Genomic DNA, 21,445 nt, shown 5'->3' with positions numbered 1-21,445 from the left:
TTCAAAGGCCGCGGATCAGCGTATCCGTCTGGCTCCAGCTCAGGCAGGGATCGGTGATGGAACAGCCAAATACCAGCTCGCCGTCGTCGCTCTGCCTACCTTCTTGCAGGAAGCTTTCCAGCATCAGGCCCACGATGCTTTGATTGCCCTTCTGCTTTTGCGCCATCACCTCCCTGGCGATGTCGATTTGCCGCAGTGCCTGCTTGCGGGCGTTGTCGTGGCTGCAATCCACCATCACGGATGTGGACACACCGGCAGCCTCCAGGGCTTCCATCGCGGCGCCAATGCTCTGGTCGTCGTAATTGGTCAGGCCACGGCCACCTCGCAACACCAGATGGGTGTCGGGATTGCCGTCGGTGGTAATCATCGACGGCATACCAGCACCACTCACCCCGAAATGCTGATGGGAATGCGCGGCGGATTTCATGGCGTTGACCGCCACCGCCACGCCACCGTCGGTGCCATTCTTGAAACCCACTGGCATGGGCAGGCCGCTGACCATTTCACGATGCACCTGGGATTCGGTGGTGCGGGCGCCAATGGCAGTCCAGCTGATCAGGTCGCCCAGGTAATCCATGGCGAAGGGGCTCAGGGCTTCGGTGGCCAATGGCAGGCCCAGTTCGGCCAGGTTCAGTAACAGGCGGCGGGAACGCATCAGGCCTTCGTTCAAATCACCCTGACCGGTGCGGTCCGGGTCGTAGAGCATGCCTTTCCAACCAACGGTGGTGCGGGGTTTTTCCAGGTAGGCTCGCATCACGATCAGGAAGCGGTCGCTGACATCCTCCGCCAGCTGTTTGAGCTTTACGCCGTATTCCATCGCCGCGGCTTCGTCGTGGATGGAACAGGGGCCTACCACGATCAGGGTGCGGGCATCTTCCTGGTTGAGCACCCGCCGTACGGCCTGGCGGTGCTCCAGAATCTGCGCCTGCACCTGGGCCGGAACCGGAAAATCCGCCCGCAGCTGGTTTGGCGTGGGCAACGCGGTGTGCTGCCGCGCGGGCTGTTCGGTCAGATTATCGGCATTGGCCGTGTCAGCGGTCATTGGCATGTTCATTGTTATGGTTCCTGTTTTCCCTTCGTCAGAATCAAAAAGCCCCGGCTGGGCTACCAGTCGGGGCTTCTTCTGAGTCCGGTGGCAGCCTGGGTTTTGAGCCGGGCTGCCTTCCTCTTTGTTCAGTGGGTTACTTGTTTACTAACCCTGAGGGCGGCCGCGGCTCTGGCTAAAATAGCCATAACCAAACCACCAAAAAAACACAGCAGCGACCGCAGCCATCGGCTTGGCGCCGAAAACTGACTGAACGTTAAATTGACAGATCGCGTGTGTCGTCTTCATGCTTTTCAATATACCCCCCGTATTTCCGGGATTGCAACCCGCGGTGCGGGTTTTTGCGTAACCGATCGTCTGAGCCGGAGCCAGATATGCGTCTGAAACCTGCCCTCTCTTCATTCCTGTTGATAGTGATGCTGATCTCAAACCTGGCCATGGCTGCTCCGGAAGCCCGGCAGTATCAGCTCAGCCAACGCCCCGCCGCCGATGTGGCCCAGCAGATTCGGGACCTGTACCCCAGCGATGAAGTCACTGTGACCAGCCAGGGCCAGCAGGTAATTGTGCGGGCGGAGCCGTCCGTGCTGGACGAGATCGGCCAGCTGGTCACCACCATGGATGTGGCGCCTGTGCAGATGAAAGTCACCGTGCGTTCGTCCAATTCCGGAATGGGCAAGCAAGGCGGTGGCGGCGTGACCATTACCAACAACAATGTGACGGTTCAGGCCGAACGAAAGGTCACCACCACCCAGAGCAGTCGCCAACGATCGCTGATTGTGCAGGAAGGCCAGTCTGCCCAGATTTCCTCAGGCCAGGTGCGAACCCTGCCGATCGCGATTCGCGGCGGCCGCAACCCGGCGGCGTTTCTGGAACAGGTGGAAACCCGCAGCGGCTTTATCGTCAGCCCCCAGGTAATTTCCGATCAGGCCATTGAGTTGAACATTGTGTCTTTCGAGGAGGACCCGGACAGCGGCGTGCCCGGTTATGAAACCGAAGCCCTGATGACCCTTCGCCGGGTAGAGCCGGGCCAGTGGGTGTCGCTGGGCAGCGTTCAGGAAAGCCGGTCCGGCTCCCAGGCAGGCATCGTGTATCAAACCGGCCAGTCCGGTAATCAGTCCACGTCCTGGGAAGTTCGGGTGGATCTGCTTTAAGGAAGGTGGATTACTGATTCGGGTCGCAATGCTTTAGCAGCACGCTTTTGGCCTCGTTGATCTTGGCGGCCAGGTAATCGTTGCCGCCACGGTCCGGATGCAGCTTCTGGATCAACCGCCGGTGGGCGTCGATGATCTCTTCACGGCTGGCGCTGGCCGATACTCCCAGGGTATCGCAGGCTTCGTTCAGGTCCATGCCGCCGCTGCTGGCAGAGCGCCCGGCGGATTCGTTGCCGTTGTTCTGGCCTTGCTGCTGGCCGGACTGGCCCATGCGGCGGATGAATGGCAAAACCTTCAGCAAAGCGGGAAGTTTGCGCAACAGCGGTAACAATGCCGCAATACCCGCCGTAATAACATGTACCCGCCCGGTCAGCACCAAAAACAGCAGCATGGCGGCACCGACGACCAGCGCGATTTTCCAGGCAGCGGCCTTTTTCTTTTCAGGGCTTAATGCGCCCCACTGCTTGAGAATAATAAAGACGGCGGCCGCCAGGGCGATGCCAAGTATCCACTGCATGGGCTGATCCTGTAGTCACTCTGTCGCGTAGTTGAGGTGCTTTCGCCGTAATTGTACGCAATTCCCCTGACAAGTCAGCGACAGCGTTTCCGGACTTTGTATAGGATGCTATCCTTTGCGGCTTAACTGTTTTTTACCAGGATTTCCATTATGCGCACCGCTTCCCGCTTCCTGATCGTCATCATCATTCTGGGTGCTGTCCTAGGCGGCATCTTTGGCTACAAGTTCTACCAGTTTGGCCAGATGCAGGAGCAGTTCTCCCAGCCCCAGCCGCCGGCAAAGATTTCAGCTGTAAAGGCTCAGACGGAAAGCTGGACGCCGCAGATCAAGGCCGTGGGTAGCGTGGAGGCCATCAACGGCATTGCGGTGGCCAACGAAGTACCGGGTGTGGTGGAAACCATTAACTTCGAATCCGGCGACGCGGTCAAGAAAGGCGACGTGCTGATTCGCCTGGACGCAGCAATCGATCAGGCGGCCGTGCGCACTCGCCGGGCCGAAGCGCAACTGGCAAAGCAGGAATTCCAGCGCGTATCGGACCTGTTGCCCAAGCGGGCGGTGTCCCAGTCCCAGTACGACGAAGCGAAGGCCAACTTTGATGCGGCTCAGGCACGGGTGAACGAAGCGGAAGCCCAGCTGAGCAAGAAGGTAATTCGCGCCCCGTTCGACGGCAACCTGGGCCTGCGTTTGGTGGATCAGGGCGAATACATTGCCACCGGCACGCCGATTGTCGAAATCAATATGCTGGACCCCATTTACGTGGACTACACCCTGTCTGAAAAAGACCTGCCGATGGTAGCCAAAGGCCATTCCGTGGTTGCCACGGTGGCCGCGGTTCCGCAGCAAACCTTTGAAGGTGAAGTCAGCGCCATCAACACCTCGGTGAACCCGGAAAGCCGCACGGTGCGCGTTCGCGCCACCCTCGATAACAGCGAGAAACTGCTGCGCCCGGGCATGTTCGCCACCATCAACACCCGCCAGCCGCAGGATCAGACCGTGGTCACCGTTCCACGCACGGCCATTTCCTATAACACCTATGGCGATTTCGTGTTTGTGGTCACGGAAAACGAAGACGGCCAGCTAATCGTCAAGCGCCGCACGGTTCAGACCGGCAATACCCGTGACGGCCGCGTTGCCGTACTGAACGGCCTGGAAACCGGCGAGCAGGTGGTCTCCAAAGGCCTGTTGAGGCTGCGGGCCGGCCAGACAGTAGAGATTCTGGATGAGCAATCATCCGAACAAGCCAGCGAATCAGCGGAGGCGTCTGAATAATGCGGTTCACTGACATATTTGTTCAGCGACCGGTATTAGCGACGGTCGTCAGCCTGCTGATTCTGCTTCTGGGTGCCCGTGCGGCTCTGGAAATGGAAATCCGGCAGTATCCAGAGCTGGAAAGCACCACGGTAACGGTGACCACCGCCTACCCCGGCGCCAGCTCTGACCTGGTCAAAGGCTTTATCACCACGCCGCTGCAACAGGCCATCGCCGAAGCCAGTGGCATCGATTACCTGTCTTCGACCAGTGCCCAGGGTGTCTCCACCATCGAAGCCAAGATGGTGTTGAATTACGACGCCAACGCGGCGCTGGCCGAGATACAGGCCAAGGTCGCCAGTCAGCGCAATGTGCTACCCGAAGCAGCCCAGGACCCGGTGATCACCTCCACCACCGGCGATTCCACGGCACTGATGTACATCGCCTTTTACAGCGAAGAGCTTCAGGTACCGCAGATCACCGACTACCTGAACCGCGTGGTGCAGCCCAAACTGCAGGCGCTGTCAGGCGTAGGTAAAGCGGAACTGCTGGGCCGCCAGTTTGCCCTGCGTGTGTGGCTGGACCCGGAGCGGTTGTCTGCCGTGGATATGACGCCGCAGGAAGTGGTCAACGTGCTGCTGGAAAACAACTATCAGGCGGCCGTTGGTAACACCAAGGGCGAATACACCAAGATCAGCATGACCAGCAACACCGACATCGGCAACCCGGACGATTTCCGGGATCTGGTGGTGAAGGAATCCGACGGCTCGTTGATTCGCCTGCGGGACATCTCACGCGTGGAGCTGGGCTCTGAAACCTACGATCAACTGGCACTGTACAAGGGCCAACCGGCAACCTACGTGGCCATTGAACTGTCACCGGGCGCCAACCCGCTGACCGTGGCCGGCCTGGTCAAAGACGAGCTGCCGGGCATTGAATCCCAGCTGCCGGAAGGCCTGGACGTTCGTCTGGCCTACGACGCCTCCGAGTTCATCGACGACTCCATCGACGAGGTGATCAAGACCCTGCTGGAAGCCCTGGTGATCGTGCTGGTGGTGGTGTTCCTGTGCCTGGGTTCCCTGCGCGCGGCCGTTGTACCGTCGGTGGCGGTGCCGCTGTCACTGGTCGGTGGCGCGTTTGTAATGCTGATGCTCGGGTTCTCGCTGAACCTGCTAACGCTGCTTTCTATGGTTTTAGCCATCGGTCTTGTGGTGGACGACGCTATCATCATGGTGGAGAACGTGCACCGGCACATCGAGGCTGGCGAAGGCCGGTTCGAAGCGGCGCTGAATGGCGCCCGGGAAATGGCAACGCCCATTATCGCCATGACCACCACGCTGGTGGCAGTGTACGCGCCCATCGGGTTTATGGGCGGCCTGGTTGGCTCGTTGTTCACCGAATTCGCCTTCACCCTGGCCGGCACCGTGGTGATTTCCGGCATCGTGGCACTGACCCTTTCGCCCATGCTGTCCGGCAAAATCCTCAAGCCGCACGGCGATTCCGGCCGATTCGAAAAGGGCGTTGAGAAGTTCTTCGATGGCCTGGCCAACGGCTACAAGCGCGCGCTCAGCTCGCTGATGGAAACCAAGTCCGTGGTGATTTTCTTTGCCCTGGTGGTGCTGGGTTCGATTTACTTCATGGTGTCCATGAGCCAGAGCGAGCTGGCCCCCACGGAAGATCAGGGCATTCTGTTTTATCAGGGCCTGGGCCCGCAGACCTCCACCCTGGAGTACCTGCAGCAGCACGGTGACGAAGTTCAGAAGCGGATGGAAACCGTGCCGGGCTACGAAGAAGACTTCATGATCCTGGGCATCACCGGCCCCAATGCGGTGTTTGGCGGCTTCAAGATGGCGCCATGGAGCCAACGGGATATCAGCCAATTTGAGGTGCAGCCACAGCTGGATGCCGAACTGAAAAACGTCACCGGCCTGCAAACCGCCGTGTTCCCGCGGCCATCCCTGCCGGGCTCCGGCGGCGGCCTGCCCTTCCAGTTCGTGATCACCACCGGTGAAGGCTACGATCGTCTGAACGACGTGGCCAATGAACTGCTGGGCAAAGCCATGCAGAGCGGCAACTTCATGTTCCTCAAGAAGTCCATCGAATTCGACCGGCCGGTCATCCGCATCGACGTGGACCGCGACCGCGTCGCCGACCTGGGTCTGTCCATGCAGGACGTGGGTCGGGCCATGTCGAGCATGCTGGGCGGTGGCTACATAAACCGCTTTAACATGCAGGGCCGCTCCTACCAGGTGATTCCGCAGGTGGACCAGGAATTCCGCCTGGACGAGCAGGCGTTGAAGGATTACTACATCCGCGCGGACAACGGCGAACTGGTGCCATTGTCCAGCGTAATCAGCTTCCAGAAGGACGTCGAGCCGTCCCAGCGCACCCAGTTCAACCAGCTGAACTCGCTGACGTTGGAAGGCGTCGTGCAACCGGGCGTGACCGTGGGCGACGCAATGGCGTTTATTGAGCAGGCCGCGGATGAGACCTTCCCGCAAGGCTTCACCTTCGATTACACCGGCGAGACCCGCCAGTTCGCCAACCAGGGCAGCGCGCTGATCGTGACTTTCTTCCTGTCACTGCTGGTGATCTATCTGGTACTGGCGGCCCAGTTCGAAAGCTGGCGCGACCCGTTCATCATCCTGGTGTCGGTGCCCATGTCCGTGGCCGGTGCCATGGCGTTCATCGTGCTTGGTTTTGCGACGATGAACATCTACACCCAGGTGGGCCTGATAACGCTGATTGGTGTGGTCGCCAAGAACGGCATCCTGATCGTGGAGTTCGCGAACCAGCTTCAGACCGAGCGTAACCTGAACAAACGGGACGCGGTGATCGAGGCGGCGGCGATACGTCTGCGGCCGATCATCATGACCTCGGTGGCACTGATCTTTGCAATGGTGCCGCTGTTGATTGCGATCGGCCCTGGTGCCGAGAGCCGCTTTGCCATCGGCCTGACCATCAGTGCCGGGCTCGGCATCGGCACCCTGTTCACGGTGTTCGTACTGCCGGCATTCTATATCCTGCTCGGCCGTGATCATCACGCTGCAGGCGCCGACGATGACTCTGACAAAACGAGGAGTAGCGACGAGCCGCAACCGACTCACTGAGGGCAAGCCCTGGAAGCCCGGCCACACAGAGTGAGCCGGGCTTTTTCATGTCTGTAATTCAGGAAAGGGCCGGAAATTCGTTTAAAGGCTCATCTAAGCTGGAATCTCTTGCAGTCGGCGGCGCCATTGCACCGTCTCACTGGGGAGCTCCCCGAAATGCTCCCGATAGAGCGCCGCAAATCGGCCAAGGTGAGAAAAGCCTTCATCGGATGCATACCGGGAAATATGAGGTATCTCGCACTGGCAATCCACAATACGATGCCGGACCCTTATCAACCGGTCGCGCTGGTAAAACCGATAGGGGGTTATCCCGGTTTCCCGCTCCATCAGGTAGTAAAGGTTTCGCTCACTCACGCCGGAATGGTTGGCCAGCTCCCGCAAATTGAACTCCCAGTCGGGTTCCTGTCGGATCTTTTCGATCACCTTGAACAACCGGCGATCAAGCTCAGGACATTCGCAAGGCGGCGTTTCTTCATTGCTTGCGATCCCCGCCAGCTGAAGAAATAGGTCACCAGTCACCGCCCTGGCATGGGCATCATCCCTGAAAAATGGCGAGTGATGCAGATAGCACTCTATGACCTCCTGGCAGGCAGAAAGCTGCCACTCGCTGCCACCTTCGCTAAAGCCATCTAAAGTCCCGGCTTTCTGCCGGAGAATCATAACCCGACTGTTCTCAGGTAACCTCAAATTAAACCTGTCCTCAGGGCGGGCAATCACCAACCGTTTCAGAGGCTGCCACTTCCCGCTCTGCAGAACGACTTCCGGGTCTCCGGCCAACGGCAGCAAGAAAACCGGGTCCGCCGTGCGACAACCAGTGACATCTACCCCCTGGCTGACATGGATACAGACCACCCGACCATAATCGGTCTCAAGAGACGACAAATTACCGACCGGGCCACCACCGCGATGCAGTCGACACTCTATGTCATCACAACCAGAGATCTCACGGATGGCGGCAAGCCATTCACTCAGGGAGGCCCGATTGACCCGCAGATAATCGGCAAGCTCCAGGTTCAAATGTGTTGCTGTGTTTGTCATAAATTCCAGGTAAACGGATTCGGGGGGCCAGTTTGAGTGCAGTCGCGGCGCTTAACCTAGCCAGATGTTGCACAATTACTCACAGCCCACCGTTTTTAGATAATCATTGATATCGACATGCAAGATCAGCGTGTAACGTGTGCCAGGGCACGGGCTTTGACATCAGATAGCCCTGACCCCGGTGGCAGTTCAACTCACACAATTGTCTGTATTGGTCTTCGTTTTCGATGCCTTCGGCCACAACGTCCAGGTCGAGCGCCTCTGCCATCGCCAGAATCGCCGACACGATACGCGTATCGTTGCCCTCCCCTCCAAGCCGCTTGATGAACTGACGGTCAATTTTTAGGACCTGCACTGGCAGCTTATGGAGGTAAGCCAGCGAAGAATACCCGGTTCCAAAATCATCAAGCGCCACCGTCACCCCTTGCTGACCGAATTCATGCAACCAGGCCAGGCAGGCTGAAGAAAGATGCATAAGGTGGGTTTCCGTAATTTCAATCTCCGGCAACCAGCCAATCTGACGGAGGCGCGCAAACAGTGGAGCAAGCGTTCCTTCCAGACGCGAATCATTAATCTGTCGGGCGGAAATATTGATTGCCAGTTTCAGTCCGGAAGGAACATCGTCGGCAGCCACTGGCAAGTCTGCCAGAATGCAACGAACAAGCCCCTCTGTCAGTTCCTGAATGTAACCGCGCTGCTCGGCAATCGGCACGAAGTCGTCTGGCGACACGGCGCCGAAATGAGGGTGATTCCACCGAAAGAGCGCTTCAAGACCTACGATCTGGCCCGTTGCCAACTGGTATTGCGGCTGATACACCACACTGAACTCTTCCGGGGCACTTTTAAGGGAGGCAATGAGCGCCTCCGACAACCGTTGCTTGAAACGCCCCTGTTCCGTGTCTTCGGCGTTGTACATTCGGTAACAGCCCCTGCCGGAAAGCTTCGCCGTATACATGGCGTGGTCGGCATTCTGGAGCAACGTACTGCCAGTCTCGCCGTGCTTTGGGTACAGGGCAACACCAATCGACGCAGACAGGAAGTACTCCTTTCGATCGCACATGAGCGGCACCTGAAAGGCCTGCGTCATTCTTTGACAAATAACATCAACCTCTTCTGACGAATCTAACTCCACGATGGCCGCAAATTCGTCGCCAGACAGCCGCGCCACCATGTCGCCCGTTCTCAGCGCGCTCTGGATGCAAACGGCCGCCTGCTGCAGAACTCGATCACCACATTCGTGACCATGGAGGTCGTTAATCGATTTGAAAAAGTCCAGGTCAATGAACAATATTGCGCAGCACTTATGGGCTTCACGCCGGATAGATACTCGTGCTTTTAGAAATTCCTGGAACAGTGCACGATTGGGCAACTCTGTCAGCGGGTCGTAGTAAGCGAGAGAGGCAAGTCGTTCGTCTCCAGCGGCGAGGTCGCCTACGTCAATGAACATACTTGCAAACAAACGTCTGCGATCGATTTCTACTTTGGAAATTGACAGCCATTGGGGATAGGTTTCGCCGTTCTTGCGCCGGTTCCAGATCACCCCTTCCCAATGACCTTCGTTCAACAAACTTTCCCACATTGCCTGGTAAAATTTCTTGGAATGCACCCCGGAGCTCAGCACGGAAGGAGCGCGCCCAACCACCTCCTGCGGGTCGTACCCTGTGATGGAGCTGAACATACGGTTTACGTAAGCAATTCTGGCATCGGTGGTTGTAAGCATGATGGCGCGCGGATAGCGATGGACCAATTCTTGGAATTCATTTTGTTGTAAAGCCTGCATCCAACCCCCATTGCTCTGTCCCTAACCAACCCAGGTCAGCCCTTTTCCAGAATAGGCAGGAAATGTCGCCAACCTAGCCATATATTGCAAAATAGCCAAAATCTGTCGCGAAAAACGGATAAAAGCAGGGAAACGTCTTAATTGTGCAATATCTGGATACCCAGCACGCCAAATCCGGCCAATAGTCATTAGTGCAAAAACAATGAATTAGGCGTCAGTAGGACCACAAATGCGGCGGAACGAACCTGTAACTCAGCGCGAATATGAATACCCGGATCACTACCATCTGATCACGACCACCTCACTGGACAGCCGGATCACAGCGGTCAATCGGGAGTTTTCAGAAGTGGCCGGCTATGCCGAAGAGGAGCTTATTGGGCAGCCACACAATGTGATCCGTCACCCAGACATGCCCCCGGCAGCCTTCGAGAACATGTGGTCCACGATCCAAAGCGGCGAGTCCTGGAAAGGGCTGGTCAAGAATCGCTGCAAAAACGGTGACCACTACTGGGTTGATGCCTTTGTGACCCCCATTCGCAAGAATGGAAAAGTGGTTGAGTACCAATCGGTCCGCACTCGACCCTCCCGTGAGCAGATCGAACGGGCCGAAAAAGTCTACAGCGCATGGAAAACGGGCCAGGTACCGCGTCGCTTTCTTGCCCGCGGCGCCTCAATCACCACAAGAATTGGTGCCCTTTACGGTGTGCTGGCGCTCAGCTTGGCAGCACTGGCTCCGGCCCAACTATCCATGGGCTTTCTGTTGGCCGCCGAGGCTGTTCTGGCATGCGTTTTTGCGGGATTAATTCTGCTTACGCGTCCATTGCTCCGGCTGGCGCGAACCACTCAAAGTTCTGCCCATCCAGCCATGGTTTATATCTATACCGGTCGCCGCGATGAGGCAGGCTGGATTATGTTTGATCGTCAGAAACAGGATTCCATCCTCAGGGCTATCTCCGCGCGTATGCACAGCAATATAGGAGAGCTCCACAATCGCAAGGAACGCACGGTGGAATGGGTATCCCATTCTGTCAGTAGCATCGAAAACCAGCAAAGCGATATCAATAGCATTACGCGGGCGTTCGAGGAACTTGCACAGAGTGTTACCAGAGTCAGTGAACTGACCACCCGAACCCACGATGCGACAGTGGATGCCCGCAAATCCTCCGGCGATTGTCATCAGCACATGACCAGCATGAATGAGGCACTCGAAACACTGTCTGACGATCTGGCAACGGCCAATGAGCGGATCGCCAGTCTGTCATCACGCAGCGATGACATTGGAGTAGTGCTGGAAGTGATAAGCAGTATTGCCGAGCAAACAAACCTGCTGGCCCTCAACGCAGCTATCGAAGCCGCCAGGGCTGGCGAGGCAGGTCGTGGGTTCGCGGTGGTCGCCGATGAAGTGCGCGGCCTGGCCCGACGCACCCATGATTCGACCAAAGAGATTGGTGATATTATCGGATCGCTGCAATCGGAAACCCACGCCGTGGTCGATGTCATCAGTCGTGGTGCGGAATCCTGTCGCGCCACCGCGGCGCTGGCGTCCGAAGCCAGCAATTCTCTTGCATCCACGCTGGGCGACATTGATGTGATCGCGTCATGTTCACATGAAGTGGCCGGCGCTACGGAACAACAATCCGCACTCAGTATGCAGGTGGAGCGCCAGACCAATCGATTGCTCGAACTGGGGAATGCGTCCGTCCAGAGTGGGGAGAGTGCACGGACGGAATCCGAACACCTTGGCAATAACGTCGATCAGGCCCACCTGCTGACCAGCCATTTCCTGCATATGCTATGCGACAAGTTGCAGCCGAGAACCACTGCCACCTCAGGCAAGGGGGCCTGATTCCCACGCCGAACGTGATAGTGTAGGCTCCCTGATGCCTATTCATCTGAACAGCAGAACCTACTGTGACTCTCGGAACCCTTTTCTGGTTGTTCGTGGCCGGCTTCGCCACCTGGTACTGGTGGCGAGGCAAGGCCATCAAGGACTTCGTACTGCAAGCCGCCCGCGACTACTGCAAGCGCATGGACGTGATGCTACTGGACGACGCCGTGTACCTGCGCGGCCTGTGGTTCAAGCGGGATAACAACGGAAGCCTGCGGGTGTGGCGGCGCTTCATGTTCGACTTCACCGTGACCGGCGAAGAACGCTACGCCGGTCGCATCATCATGCTGGGCCAGCGTGTCATTCATAGCGAGCTGGAACCCCACCGGTTCGACACCTTTCATTGATCAAGACCTGTCACTGATCGATACCCGTAACTGAACAGCCTGCCTTTGCCCTCACCCAAATGGGCGATTCTTTCTTCTGCCTGAATATCAAACAATCGACCGTGCATTGGAGACAAAGGCCACCAAATCCGGATGGCCGACCACAAAAACAATAGGAGTCAACCATGCGCAAACTCATCACTTTTGCAGTGATTATGGGCTGTATGGTGCTTGCGGCACCGTCCATCACCCATGCAGGCTACACCCAGACAAAGCATCCCATTGTTCTGGTACACGGTGTCACCGGGTTTAACACCATCGGTGGCCTGATCAACTACTTCCACAACATCCCGTGGAACCTGGAACGCAGCGGTGCACGCGTGTATTCCGCCAGCGTTTCTTTCGTGAACAGCAGTGAGCAGCGTGGTCAGCAACTGGCCAACTACGTCAATGGTCTTGGTCACTCCAAGGTCAACCTGATGGCTCACAGCCAGGGTTCACCCACTTCCCGCGTTACCGCTTCCCTGATCCCTCACAAGATTGCGTCGATCACTTCGATCAACGGCGTGAACAAGGGCTCCAAGGTGGCAGACGTGGTTCGCGGTATCATCCCGCCCGGCAGTTACGTTGAAGGTGGCGCACAGGCCATCGCCAGCGCATTGGGCGATCTGGTGAACGCACTGTCTGGTTCCGACAACCCGCAGGACGGCGTTGCGGCACTGGAAACCCTGACCACCCGTGGCACCACCGAGCTGAACAACGCTCTGGGCTGGAAAGGCGTTAACCGCTGGTCCTGTTCAGGCGCGGCTGAAGATCAATGGATCAACGGCAATCGCGTTAAGATGTTCTCCTGGACGGGTAAGTCAGTATTCACCAACTGGACCGACATAACCGATCCCTTCCTGGGCATCACGGCACTGGCCTTCGGCAATGAGCAGAACGATGGCCTGGTGGGTGTCTGTGCAACCAAACTCGGCAACGTGATTGGTACCCACTACGACATGAACCACGCGGACGCCGTCAACCATCTGTTTGGTGCGCGCTCCTGGTGGACCAACCCGGTCTCGCTTTATCGCAGCCAGGCCAACCGTCTGAAGAACCGCGGCCTGTAATTCAGCCTGTTGTTTTTCCTTCGGCAAGCCACCGGGCACCAATCCGGGCCCGGTGGCTTTCTGCATCATCCGCCTAACCGATGCCATCAAAAAAGAACACGGTGCCTGCCATGCCTGAACAACCATCGACTTTCAAACGCGCTATTTTTCCACTCATTGCGCTGGTTCCACTTGTCGCTGCCACCATCTGGATGGTCACTGAAGAGCCCGGCATCACGCCGCAAACCCAGTTACAACCAAAGACAACCTCCCAGCCGGTTGACGCAACCAAATCGAATTCAGTCACCGCACCACCGGCCCTCGTTGAACAAGCAGACGGCGACATTGCCTATCAAACCCCAGAATCACTGGGTGACGATCCCTTTGCGTCGTCACTGTCTGGCACAGACATTGATGGCAGTCTGAAGGCTGACCAGAACGGCAACCTGGTGGTTGATCTGTCGACCAAAGATTTTTTCGATTATTTCCTCAACACGGTCGGCGAGGTGTCACCTGAAACCGCGCTTGGCAAAATTGAATCCCTGGCGAGGGACAACCTGCCACCTGCGGCCGCAGAGCAGGCACTGGCCATTCTGGATCAGTACCTGGACTACAAACAGCAAGCGCTGGACATGGGCAACCGGTCCCTGGACCCGACCCGCCAGCAGGACCCGGCCTATCAGCTTCAAATGTTGAAAACGGCACTGTCTGACCTGAAACAACTGCGCCGCAATACCTTTGAACCGGCCACCCATGACGCCTTCTTCGGGCTGGAAGAAGCCTACGGTGATTACACCCTGGCCAGCATCGAGATTCAGCAGCGGGATGATCTCTCTGCCCAAAGCAAACAGACGTTGCTGAAGTACCACAGGGAACAGCTGCCCGAGCAGATTCGTAAAACCGAAACCCGGATGATTCAGGAAACCGACATGGCCAAGCAACGACAGGCCGCCATTGCCGACGCCAGCTCGCCGGAAGAAGCCGGAGAAAACCTGAGGGATCTGGGCGTTACAGCCACACAGGCGAATGAGGTTGTTCGCTATCTGCAGGAGCGCGAGCAGTTCGATCAACAATTCCAACAGTATCAACAGGAACTGGCCAGCCTGCAGAATGCCGGTATCAGCCAGGACGACTTTGAAGCCCAGCAAACACAGCTTCTGGAACGGCATTTCGAAAGCGAGCAGACCCGTACCTGGGCGAAGCTGAAATCACTGGATAGGTCTGGAGACTCTTCGGTTGCCACGACCTCGCCCTGAGGCTGGCATAGCAAGACTGTGCACCATTGCCAGTTCTGATGCCCCGGCGGGGTTAGACTGGCAACCATGACCGCACCCATCAACATCGATCAGCTCAGGCAGCAGCAGACCACCGGATTCCGGTGGTTGCGCTTTCAGCCGGAACTGGAATCCCGCTACCAGGCTATTCGCGACGAAGGCATTCGCGAACGGGCCCGGCCCGTCTGTGCCAGCGCCCTGGTACTGTTTCTGGTGTATGCCCTGCTGGATTGGGTCATGCTGCCAGACAGCCTGGCCCGGCAGACCATCTTTGTCCGCTTGCTGATTACCTGCCCGACCATTTCTCTGGTGTGGTGGCTGTCCTGGCGCCCAATGCCGTCCGGCGTTTTCCTGCGGGTTTACGGCATGGCTTACCTGGTGGGAGGGCTGAGCGTGGTCGGCATCATTGGCATCGCCCGCCTGAATAATTTCCCGCTGCCCTACGAGGGCATTCTGCTGATGCTGATGTTTGGCTATTTCGCCATGGGCATTCCATTCCGGCTGGTGTCGGCTCTGTCGTTGATCATCGTGGCGGCGTATCTGGTGATGGAAGCGGCCACCGGCATGACGGCACCGGAACTGGCGGTGAACGGGTTCTTCATCATGACCGCCAACATCGTCGGCATGGTCGGCAGCTGGCTAAGCGAACACCGCCAGCGGGCACACTTTCTCGATCGACAGATGCTGGAAGCTCTGCGCGATCAGGCGGAGGTCGAGAGCAAGCGCAAGAGCAATCTGATTACCGTGGCCAGCCACGATCTGCGACAGCCGCTGAACATCATCAGCCTGATTCTGGAAAATCTGAAGGCCGACGGCCTGCCGGACGAGCAGTTGGGGCTGGTGACGCGACTCAAGTCCTCCGTCACCCATTTCAACGGCCTGTTGGCGTCTGTGTTGGACATTTCACGATTGCAGGAAGGCATGGTGAAACCGGAACCGGAGCCACTGCGCCCTGCTCGTGTGTTGGCCCAACTGCATGAAACCTGCGGTGAGCGCGCAGACAACCTGGGGGTCGAACTGGCGTTCAGCGACCACAGCGGCGATCAGTCCGTGCTGGCCGACCCGCAGTTGCTGCACCGGATTCTGCAAAACCTGGTCTTCAACGCGCTGGATCACAGCGGTGCCAGCCGGATAACCGTCAGGGCCGGCGCCGATAAAGGACGGTTGGTGTTTACCGTTGAAGACGATGGCCGAGGGATCGATCAAACGACCCGATCTAAAATCTTTGACCCCTTTGTGCGCTCGCGCAAAGCCGACGATCCTGGCCTCGGACTAGGCCTGGCCATCGTTAAAGAACTGTCGGAACTGATGGACGGCCGCTGCACACTGGCGGGCGACAGTGGCACCGGCGCCCGATTCCGCGTGACACTGCCCTCTTGCCCTGGTGAAGAAGCGCCGGAGAAAGCGCTCTCGTTTTCACCCGACAGCCCACATCCGGGCCTGTTGGTCGTGGAAGACCACGACGAGTCTCGTCATTGGCTGCAACGAACGCTCAGCGGCTGGGGCTACAATGTGCACGCCTTTGCCGATGCTGAGCAGGCTCTGACACACAGCGAGACACTCTCCAATGCCATACTGGTCACGGACCTGCATCTGCCGGAAAAGCGGGGCGACCAGCTGTTCGATCACCTGAGCCAAAAGCAGGCCATCAGCGGAGGCGTGATGGTGACAGCAGACACGTCCATGGCCGAGGGCTATAACCCCTCATTACGCCTGTGGACGCTGCACAAACCTTTGCAACCCATGCGACTGCGTGCTGCGCTGCAACAGTTAATGCGTCGCTGAACAGGCCTGAAAAGGCGCCCTCATCGCCAACCCAACCAACCTCTTGTTTGGCCCAAACAATCCACTTATGGTTGGACAACGATCCGAACTCACCAAGGAACTGATTCATGACCCGGACTGCAGGGACACCCGACGCCATCGTTTTTGCATTGAAAACCCCGGGCCGTTTTGCGATGGCCCTGACCCTTCTGCTGAGCCTGGCCGGGTGCGCCAGTGGGCCCAGCAGTCCCTCTGCACAGATCGAGACCCGGCAGGTCACCCAGTTGGACGGCAAACCGGTGCTCTACAAAACCGTACCCAGAGCGACCTACTTCGTCGGCAACTATGACCTGCCGCCGGAGCAGATCCGCTCTCAGACCAAGCCATTGGCTGAAAAAGTGGGCATTGCCGCCGTCAAGAAAGCGAAGCTGGACATCGTGGGCCCGCTGACGCTGTTTCTGCCGGATTGGCGGGAACAAACCGGCGACCAGGTCACCATCGGGGTCGGTTTTCCGGTGAGTGGCTCCGGCCAACTGGTTCCCCAATTCGAGCAATCTCGCAAAGACGCACTGGCCTGCCTCTCGGTGACTCTGGAAGCTGGCGCGGACAGCAATCGGGCCTGGCAGCAGCTGCACGTCATCGCCGACCAACAGGGCATGCAGGCCAGCGGCGATAATCGGGCGGTCATCACCCGCACCGAAGACAGCTATCAGACCGAATTGCAACTGGGCCTGCAGTAGGTTGCAGGCCTAACGCGAGATCAGCCCGAGCGCCCGCGCCTGGGCCACGCACTCGGTCCGGTTGTGAACGCCCAGGTGGGCGAAGATGGCTTTGAGATGGGTTTTGACGGTGTGCTCGGTCAGGTTCAACACCTGACAGATGCGTTTATTCGGCAATCCTTCCGCCAGCAGCCCAAGCACTTCCAACTGACGCCGCGTCAGCCCCTCCGGCTGAGAGGCGGGCACCTGTAGGGATGGGTAGAAAAGATCCCCCTGGCTCACCCGCCGGATCATTCGGATCAGAGATCGACGATCAGCGGATTTTGGCAGAAACCCGACAGCACCAGCCGATTTGGCGGCCCTGACCGACGTTTCATCCTCGCGGCTGGAAATCACCACCACCGGCACGGGCAATCCGAGTTGCTCCATTTCGGCAAACAGGGACAGCCCGGCTTCGCCTTGCAGGGTCAGGTCCAACAAGACCAGTGAGGTCTCCGGCGCCTGACGCAGGTCATCAATGGCCTCGGTAATGCTACCAACACTGGCCACGGTTTCCGCCAGCGCCTCTTCTTCAAGAATGGCGGTCAGGCCGAACAGAAAAAACGGGTGATCATCCACGATCAATATCCGGGGCAAAGGTCCTTTTTGCTCGGAGCCCTCGGGTGACAGGGCAGCCGTCGCCGCCTTGCCCTCTATCACGGAAGTCATCGCTGTCTCCGCACGAATTGTGTTTTTTGTAACTGCGGTAACAACCACTATACGGATCTGCGAGCCCCAGGAATCATGTCTGTTTAACATTTTGCAACACTGGTTCTGCGCCTGGTACAGCTAAGGCGTTGATTCGTAGAAAGGACGCAGCATGACTATACTGTGAGCAAGCACTTTTTCTGTCGCTGACACGGTGGTGTTATGACCTTTCGCAAGGCCCTTCTGACCCTGACTTTGCTGTTGCCGGTTGCCGCATCTGGCAACGAGAAAGTCATCGACGTGGTGACCTCCGAGTACCCGCCCTACGAGTATATGAAAGGCGATAAAGTGGTCGGGACCGATACCCGGGTGATCCGTGAAGTGTTGGACGAAATGGGGTACACGGCCAACATTCGCGTTCTGCCCTGGGCTCGGGCAGAATCGCTGGTGCGTGCTGGCGAAGCCGATATGCTTTTCTCACTGACCTATTCGGACGAGCGAAACCGCCATTATTATTTCACCGACCCGATCAGTGAAGCCGAAGACGTATTCTTCAAACAGACATCCCGCGACCTGCAATGGCAAACCCTGGAAGACCTGGAAGGCTTGAGTTTTGGCCTGACCGCTTCTTACAGTTATGCCCCGGAATTCATGGACTGGCTGCTCAACGGCAATGCCAGAGTTACCAGAATCACCCAGGAACAGCCAGAACTGACAGGCCTGAGACTGGTCAGCCTGGGGCGGATTGACCTGTTTATCTGCGAAAAATCGGTGTGCGAATACCTGCTTGAGGAAAACTCCAGCCGTTATCCAGAACTGTCACAGGTGGATCAGATGCCCGGCATCGTCGGGCCCGTTCGCAGCTTCCGCGCCGCATTCAGCCGTAAACTGCCCAATGGAAAGAAATTGCGGGACGAATTCAATGACGCTCTGGCATCGGTCAGCAGCAAAGACATCCACTGACTTGGATTAACACCAGCACCATGGATATCCACAAAGATCATCGGTACGCCATCAATCTCAATGTACGAGGAATTCAGCCCTCGGCGACCCTTCGCATCAATGAAACCAGCAACCAGCTTCGGGCAGAAGGCCGTGACATCATCAAGCTTGGCCTTGGCCAATCACCCTTTCCGGTACCGGAAAGGGTGGTGCAAGCCCTGAGAGATCACGCCCATCAAAAAGACTACCTGCCTGTGAAGGGTCTGAAGCCGCTGCGTGAGGCCATTTCCAATTACCTCAACCGCAGTGAGCGCATGCGTTCAACCTGGGAAGATGTACTGATCGGGCCCGGCTCGAAAGAGCTGCTGTTCATGCTGCAACTGGCCTATTACGGTGACCTGCTGATTCCCAGGCCAAGCTGGGTGTCCTACGCGCCTCAGGCGCGAATTATCGGTCGTTCTGTCCACTGGTTGCCTACCCACGCAGAGAACAACTGGCAGCTGACCGCCGAAGAGCTGGACATTGTGTGCCGCGACGACCCTTCGCGCCCACGCATCCTGATTCTGAACTACCCGTCCAACCCAACGGGCTGCACTTACACCGAGGACCAGTTGCTGGCCATTGCCCACGTCGCACGCAAGTACGGGATTATCCTGCTGTCTGACGAGATCTATGGCGAAGTTCAGTTTGACGGCCGGCACAAATCCATTGCCCGTTATTATCCGGAGGGCACCATTGTCAGCACCGGCCTGAGCAAGTGGGCGGGTGCCGGTGGCTGGCGCCTGGGTGCGTTCATTTTCCCGGCGGAGCTGCGCCCCTTGCAGGACGCGATGGCGATCATTGCCAGCGAAACCTACACCGCCACAAGCGCACCAATTCAGCACGCAGCCATTGCGGCCTTCGACGGCGGTCCGGATCTGGACGAATACCTGAAGCAATCCCGGCGGGTGCTTAAAGTGGTGGGTGAATACCTCCACCGCCGGCTGACCGACATGGGAGCGGTGGTGCAAAAACCCCAGGGCGCATTCTATCTGTTCCCTGACTTCTCCGCGTTCCGGGATGCCCTGGCCAATCGCGACATCAAAACCAGTCAGGCCATGTGTGAATCACTGCTGGAGAAGACCGGAGTGGCGATTCTGCCGGCCAGTGACTTCGGCTTTGTGCCGGATCACCTGGGGGCCCGCCTGGCTTTCGTGGATTTCGACGGCGCCGCCGCTTTGGAACTGGCGGGTAATCAATACGCCTCTGAAGACCTGAACGATGCCTTTGTAGAGCTGGCCTGCCCCCGGCTGGTTCTGGCCATGGACAGGATGGCCGGCTGGCTGGAGGCGCTGTAATGGCAGAGCTCACCATCATTGCCGATTTCGCCGAAAACCTGGCGCTGAAGGCCGGAGAACTGATTCGCCGTGAGCGCGAGCAGAATACCCTGAAAACCGATTACAAAGATCAGACAGAACTGGTGACCCACGCGGATGTCATGGCCGATGAAATGATCACCGGCGCCATCCGCGAAGCGTTTCCGGACCACCGAATTCTGTCCGAAGAAACCATGCCGGACCTGAGCCAGGCAGATGAGCTGGATACACCGCTGTGGATAGTGGACCCCATTGACGGAACGGTGAATTACGCTTACGGCCATCCGCAAGTGGCCGTGTCCATCGCTTACGCCGAAAAAGGCCGGGTTCAGGTGGGTGTGGTGCACGCGCCGTTTTCGGAGGAAACCTTTCGGGCAGTTCGAGAACAGGGCGCAACACTCAATGGCAATCCGATTCGCCACAGTGGTGCCACCGTGCCCCGGCAATCGCTGTTCGCCACCGGATTCCCTTACACCAAGGACGCGCTGGAACCCCTGGTAAACCGGCTGAATGCCATGATTCACCAGTGCCGGGACCTGCGCCGAATAGGATCAGCGGCGCTGGATATCTGCTGGGTGGCCTGCGGACGTTTGGACATCTACTACGAGAACGTGAGCCCCTGGGATTTTGCAGCCGCACGGCTGATCGCCATCGAAGCGGGTGCCACGGCCGGCCATTTCAGCGAGGTGCCAGACGGCATGCCAGCCGATCTATGGGGCAAGGACATTCTGATTTCGGCCCCAGAAGTGTGGCAGCCGGTACGCGAGATTCTGCGGGAAGCGTCGCGCCCTATTTAACGCCGTACATCGCCTTCAGGTGCGCCATGAAACCTGGGCGGTCGGCGGCTGCGTCGGCGCGAATTCGTTTCACCTGGGGACGCTCTTCCATACGCTTGGAGTAAGCATCCAGGCCGGGCACTTCCGACAGTGGGTCCCTGCCCAGGAACGCCTTGCCAACGTGACGCACGATCGGCAAGTTCAGAATCGCCGCGATATCCGCCAGGGTAAACTGGTCACCATAGGCAAACTGCTCAAAGCCTGACAGCTTTGGCAGCGCGGCTACGGCCTTATTGATTCCGCTCTCGACGTTTTTCAAAACCGCAGGATCCGGTTGGGTACCGCCCAGCAGGTTGGGAATCAGTTGTCGGGCGACAAGCTCAAAGTAGAGCTCTATGAACTGGGACAACTCCTGCACTTTCGCGATGTCATAGGGGGTGGCTGGCAGGAGCGCCGGCTCCGGGTAGGTCCGCTCGATATACTCCAGAATGGCCCGGGATTCGCTGATGAATCCTTCGTCTGTTTCGAGTGCCGGCACCTTACCCAGAGGGCTTTTGTCGAGATATTCGGGTTTATACTTCGGGCCGACCCCGGTGTAAGACAGAACTTCTTCAAACTCGATGTTCTTCTCGAGTAGCGCGAGCTTGGGGACGTTGTAATAATTGCTGGAAGCGAATCCGTGTAGCTTGATCATTGAGCTGCCTTTCATTCCCGTAAACGAGTTGGGTCGCGTT

Annotated in this window: 18 protein-coding genes; 12 read left to right on the top strand and 6 right to left on the bottom strand. The window is 57.9% G+C overall.

Annotated features, from left to right (window positions below; all coding sequences use genetic code 11):
- Nucleotide 1: 1 nt before the first annotated feature.
- On the bottom strand, nt 2–1,054 hold the full coding sequence (locus QLQ17_RS03150; protein ID WP_283208081.1) for a 3-deoxy-7-phosphoheptulonate synthase: 1,053 nt from the start codon (nt 1,052–1,054) through the stop codon (nt 2–4).
- A 365-nt stretch (nt 1,055–1,419) separates the two neighbouring features.
- Between QLQ17_RS03150 and QLQ17_RS03145 the strand changes: the two genes are divergently transcribed.
- Nucleotides 1,420–2,196, top strand: a complete 777-nt coding sequence (locus QLQ17_RS03145; RefSeq protein WP_283208080.1) for a secretin — start codon at nt 1,420–1,422, stop codon at nt 2,194–2,196.
- Nucleotides 2,197–2,206: 10 nt separating this feature from the next.
- Here QLQ17_RS03145 and QLQ17_RS03140 read toward each other — a convergent pair whose 3' ends face one another.
- Nucleotides 2,207–2,713, bottom strand: coding sequence for a DnaJ domain-containing protein (locus QLQ17_RS03140; protein ID WP_283208079.1), 507 nt, complete (start codon nt 2,711–2,713; stop codon nt 2,207–2,209).
- Between the two features lie 150 nt (nt 2,714–2,863).
- Here QLQ17_RS03140 and QLQ17_RS03135 point away from each other — a divergent pair, with 150 nt between their 5' ends.
- Nucleotides 2,864–3,982 (top strand): efflux RND transporter periplasmic adaptor subunit, encoded by a 1,119-nt coding sequence (locus tag QLQ17_RS03135; protein WP_283208078.1) that lies wholly within the window; start codon nt 2,864–2,866, stop codon nt 3,980–3,982.
- Nucleotides 3,982–7,071 (top strand): efflux RND transporter permease subunit, encoded by a 3,090-nt coding sequence (locus QLQ17_RS03130; RefSeq protein ID WP_283208077.1) that lies wholly within the window; start codon nt 3,982–3,984, stop codon nt 7,069–7,071. The genes QLQ17_RS03135 and QLQ17_RS03130 overlap by 1 nt, the downstream gene beginning before the upstream one ends.
- 93 nt (nt 7,072–7,164) lie before the next feature.
- On the opposite strand, the gene QLQ17_RS03125 is transcribed toward QLQ17_RS03130, so the two are convergent.
- A complete protein-coding gene (locus QLQ17_RS03125; RefSeq protein ID WP_283208076.1) occupies nt 7,165–8,109 on the bottom strand; it encodes a helix-turn-helix domain-containing protein in 945 nt (314 codons plus the stop codon).
- Nucleotides 8,110–8,212: 103 nt separating this feature from the next.
- Nucleotides 8,213–9,889, bottom strand: coding sequence for a putative bifunctional diguanylate cyclase/phosphodiesterase (locus QLQ17_RS03120; RefSeq protein ID WP_283208075.1), 1,677 nt, complete (start codon nt 9,887–9,889; stop codon nt 8,213–8,215).
- Nucleotides 9,890–10,118: 229 nt separating this feature from the next.
- Here QLQ17_RS03120 and QLQ17_RS03115 point away from each other — a divergent pair, with 229 nt between their 5' ends.
- The 6 genes from QLQ17_RS03115 (at nt 10,119) to QLQ17_RS03090 (ending at nt 16,972) form a co-directional block, all read left to right on the top strand.
- A complete protein-coding gene (locus tag QLQ17_RS03115) occupies nt 10,119–11,735 on the top strand; it encodes a methyl-accepting chemotaxis protein (RefSeq protein ID WP_283208074.1) in 1,617 nt (538 codons plus the stop codon).
- Nucleotides 11,736–11,800: 65 nt separating this feature from the next.
- Nucleotides 11,801–12,124, top strand: a complete 324-nt coding sequence (locus QLQ17_RS03110) for a DUF3301 domain-containing protein (protein ID WP_283208073.1) — start codon at nt 11,801–11,803, stop codon at nt 12,122–12,124.
- A 164-nt stretch (nt 12,125–12,288) separates the two neighbouring features.
- Nucleotides 12,289–13,215 carry an esterase/lipase family protein gene (locus QLQ17_RS03105; protein ID WP_283208072.1) on the top strand — a complete coding sequence of 309 codons (927 nt, stop codon included), beginning with the start codon at nt 12,289–12,291 and terminating at the stop codon, nt 13,213–13,215.
- Nucleotides 13,216–13,325: 110 nt separating this feature from the next.
- A complete protein-coding gene (locus tag QLQ17_RS03100; protein WP_283208071.1) occupies nt 13,326–14,450 on the top strand; it encodes a lipase secretion chaperone in 1,125 nt (374 codons plus the stop codon).
- A 66-nt stretch (nt 14,451–14,516) separates the two neighbouring features.
- Nucleotides 14,517–16,253 carry a hybrid sensor histidine kinase/response regulator gene (locus tag QLQ17_RS03095; protein WP_283208070.1) on the top strand — a complete coding sequence of 579 codons (1,737 nt, stop codon included), beginning with the start codon at nt 14,517–14,519 and terminating at the stop codon, nt 16,251–16,253.
- Nucleotides 16,254–16,360: 107 nt separating this feature from the next.
- Nucleotides 16,361–16,972: a hypothetical protein gene (locus QLQ17_RS03090; RefSeq protein WP_283208069.1), complete on the top strand. Its 612-nt coding sequence runs from the start codon at nt 16,361–16,363 to the stop codon at nt 16,970–16,972.
- A gap of 9 nt (nt 16,973–16,981) precedes the next feature.
- Here QLQ17_RS03090 and QLQ17_RS03085 read toward each other — a convergent pair whose 3' ends face one another.
- Entirely contained in the window at nt 16,982–17,659 is a 678-nt protein-coding gene (locus tag QLQ17_RS03085) for a response regulator transcription factor (RefSeq protein ID WP_283208068.1), read from the bottom strand.
- A 201-nt stretch (nt 17,660–17,860) separates the two neighbouring features.
- Between QLQ17_RS03085 and QLQ17_RS03080 the strand changes: the two genes are divergently transcribed.
- Genes QLQ17_RS03080 through QLQ17_RS03070 form a run of 3 tightly spaced genes read left to right on the top strand, consistent with a single transcriptional unit; the run spans nt 17,861 to nt 20,732 of the window.
- The gene (locus tag QLQ17_RS03080) at nt 17,861–18,601 is read left to right on the top strand and encodes a substrate-binding periplasmic protein (RefSeq protein WP_283208067.1); all 741 of its coding nucleotides are present in this window, start codon (nt 17,861–17,863) and stop codon (nt 18,599–18,601) included.
- Nucleotides 18,602–18,621: 20 nt separating this feature from the next.
- On the top strand, nt 18,622–19,917 hold the full coding sequence (locus QLQ17_RS03075; protein ID WP_283208066.1) for a pyridoxal phosphate-dependent aminotransferase: 1,296 nt from the start codon (nt 18,622–18,624) through the stop codon (nt 19,915–19,917).
- Nucleotides 19,917–20,732, top strand: a complete 816-nt coding sequence (locus QLQ17_RS03070) for an inositol monophosphatase family protein (protein ID WP_283208065.1) — start codon at nt 19,917–19,919, stop codon at nt 20,730–20,732. Before QLQ17_RS03075 ends, QLQ17_RS03070 begins: the two co-directional genes overlap by 1 nt.
- On the opposite strand, the gene QLQ17_RS03065 is transcribed toward QLQ17_RS03070, so the two are convergent.
- Nucleotides 20,725–21,405, bottom strand: coding sequence for a glutathione S-transferase family protein (locus QLQ17_RS03065; RefSeq protein WP_283208064.1), 681 nt, complete (start codon nt 21,403–21,405; stop codon nt 20,725–20,727). The genes QLQ17_RS03070 and QLQ17_RS03065 overlap by 8 nt on opposite strands.
- Nucleotides 21,406–21,445 lie beyond the last annotated feature (40 nt).

Origin of the sequence: Marinobacter sp. CHS3-4, assembly GCF_030053415.1 — a bacterium.
Classification (GTDB): Bacteria; Pseudomonadota; Gammaproteobacteria; order Pseudomonadales; family Oleiphilaceae; genus Marinobacter.
The sequence above is the reverse complement of the archived record's forward strand: the minus strand, read 5'-3'. Positions and strand labels throughout refer to the sequence as shown.

Excerpts from the sequence above, each read along its gene's own strand:
- QLQ17_RS03150 (WP_283208081.1), bottom strand. The coding sequence starts at position 1,054 with ATGAACATGCCAATGACCGCTGACACGGCCAATGCCGATAATCTGACC.
- QLQ17_RS03145 (WP_283208080.1), top strand. The coding sequence starts at position 1,420 with ATGCGTCTGAAACCTGCCCTCTCTTCATTCCTGTTGATAGTGATGCTG.
- QLQ17_RS03140 (WP_283208079.1), bottom strand. The coding sequence starts at position 2,713 with ATGCAGTGGATACTTGGCATCGCCCTGGCGGCCGCCGTCTTTATTATT.
- QLQ17_RS03135 (WP_283208078.1), top strand. The coding sequence starts at position 2,864 with ATGCGCACCGCTTCCCGCTTCCTGATCGTCATCATCATTCTGGGTGCT.
- QLQ17_RS03130 (WP_283208077.1), top strand. The coding sequence starts at position 3,982 with ATGCGGTTCACTGACATATTTGTTCAGCGACCGGTATTAGCGACGGTC.
- QLQ17_RS03125 (WP_283208076.1), bottom strand. The coding sequence starts at position 8,109 with ATGACAAACACAGCAACACATTTGAACCTGGAGCTTGCCGATTATCTG.
- QLQ17_RS03120 (WP_283208075.1), bottom strand. The coding sequence starts at position 9,889 with ATGCAGGCTTTACAACAAAATGAATTCCAAGAATTGGTCCATCGCTAT.
- QLQ17_RS03115 (WP_283208074.1), top strand. The coding sequence starts at position 10,119 with ATGCGGCGGAACGAACCTGTAACTCAGCGCGAATATGAATACCCGGAT.
- QLQ17_RS03105 (WP_283208072.1), top strand. The coding sequence starts at position 12,289 with ATGCGCAAACTCATCACTTTTGCAGTGATTATGGGCTGTATGGTGCTT.
- QLQ17_RS03100 (WP_283208071.1), top strand. The coding sequence starts at position 13,326 with ATGCCTGAACAACCATCGACTTTCAAACGCGCTATTTTTCCACTCATT.
- QLQ17_RS03095 (WP_283208070.1), top strand. The coding sequence starts at position 14,517 with ATGACCGCACCCATCAACATCGATCAGCTCAGGCAGCAGCAGACCACC.
- QLQ17_RS03090 (WP_283208069.1), top strand. The coding sequence starts at position 16,361 with ATGACCCGGACTGCAGGGACACCCGACGCCATCGTTTTTGCATTGAAA.
- QLQ17_RS03085 (WP_283208068.1), bottom strand. The coding sequence starts at position 17,659 with ATGACTTCCGTGATAGAGGGCAAGGCGGCGACGGCTGCCCTGTCACCC.
- QLQ17_RS03080 (WP_283208067.1), top strand. The coding sequence starts at position 17,861 with ATGACCTTTCGCAAGGCCCTTCTGACCCTGACTTTGCTGTTGCCGGTT.
- QLQ17_RS03075 (WP_283208066.1), top strand. The coding sequence starts at position 18,622 with ATGGATATCCACAAAGATCATCGGTACGCCATCAATCTCAATGTACGA.
- QLQ17_RS03070 (WP_283208065.1), top strand. The coding sequence starts at position 19,917 with ATGGCAGAGCTCACCATCATTGCCGATTTCGCCGAAAACCTGGCGCTG.
- QLQ17_RS03065 (WP_283208064.1), bottom strand. The coding sequence starts at position 21,405 with ATGATCAAGCTACACGGATTCGCTTCCAGCAATTATTACAACGTCCCC.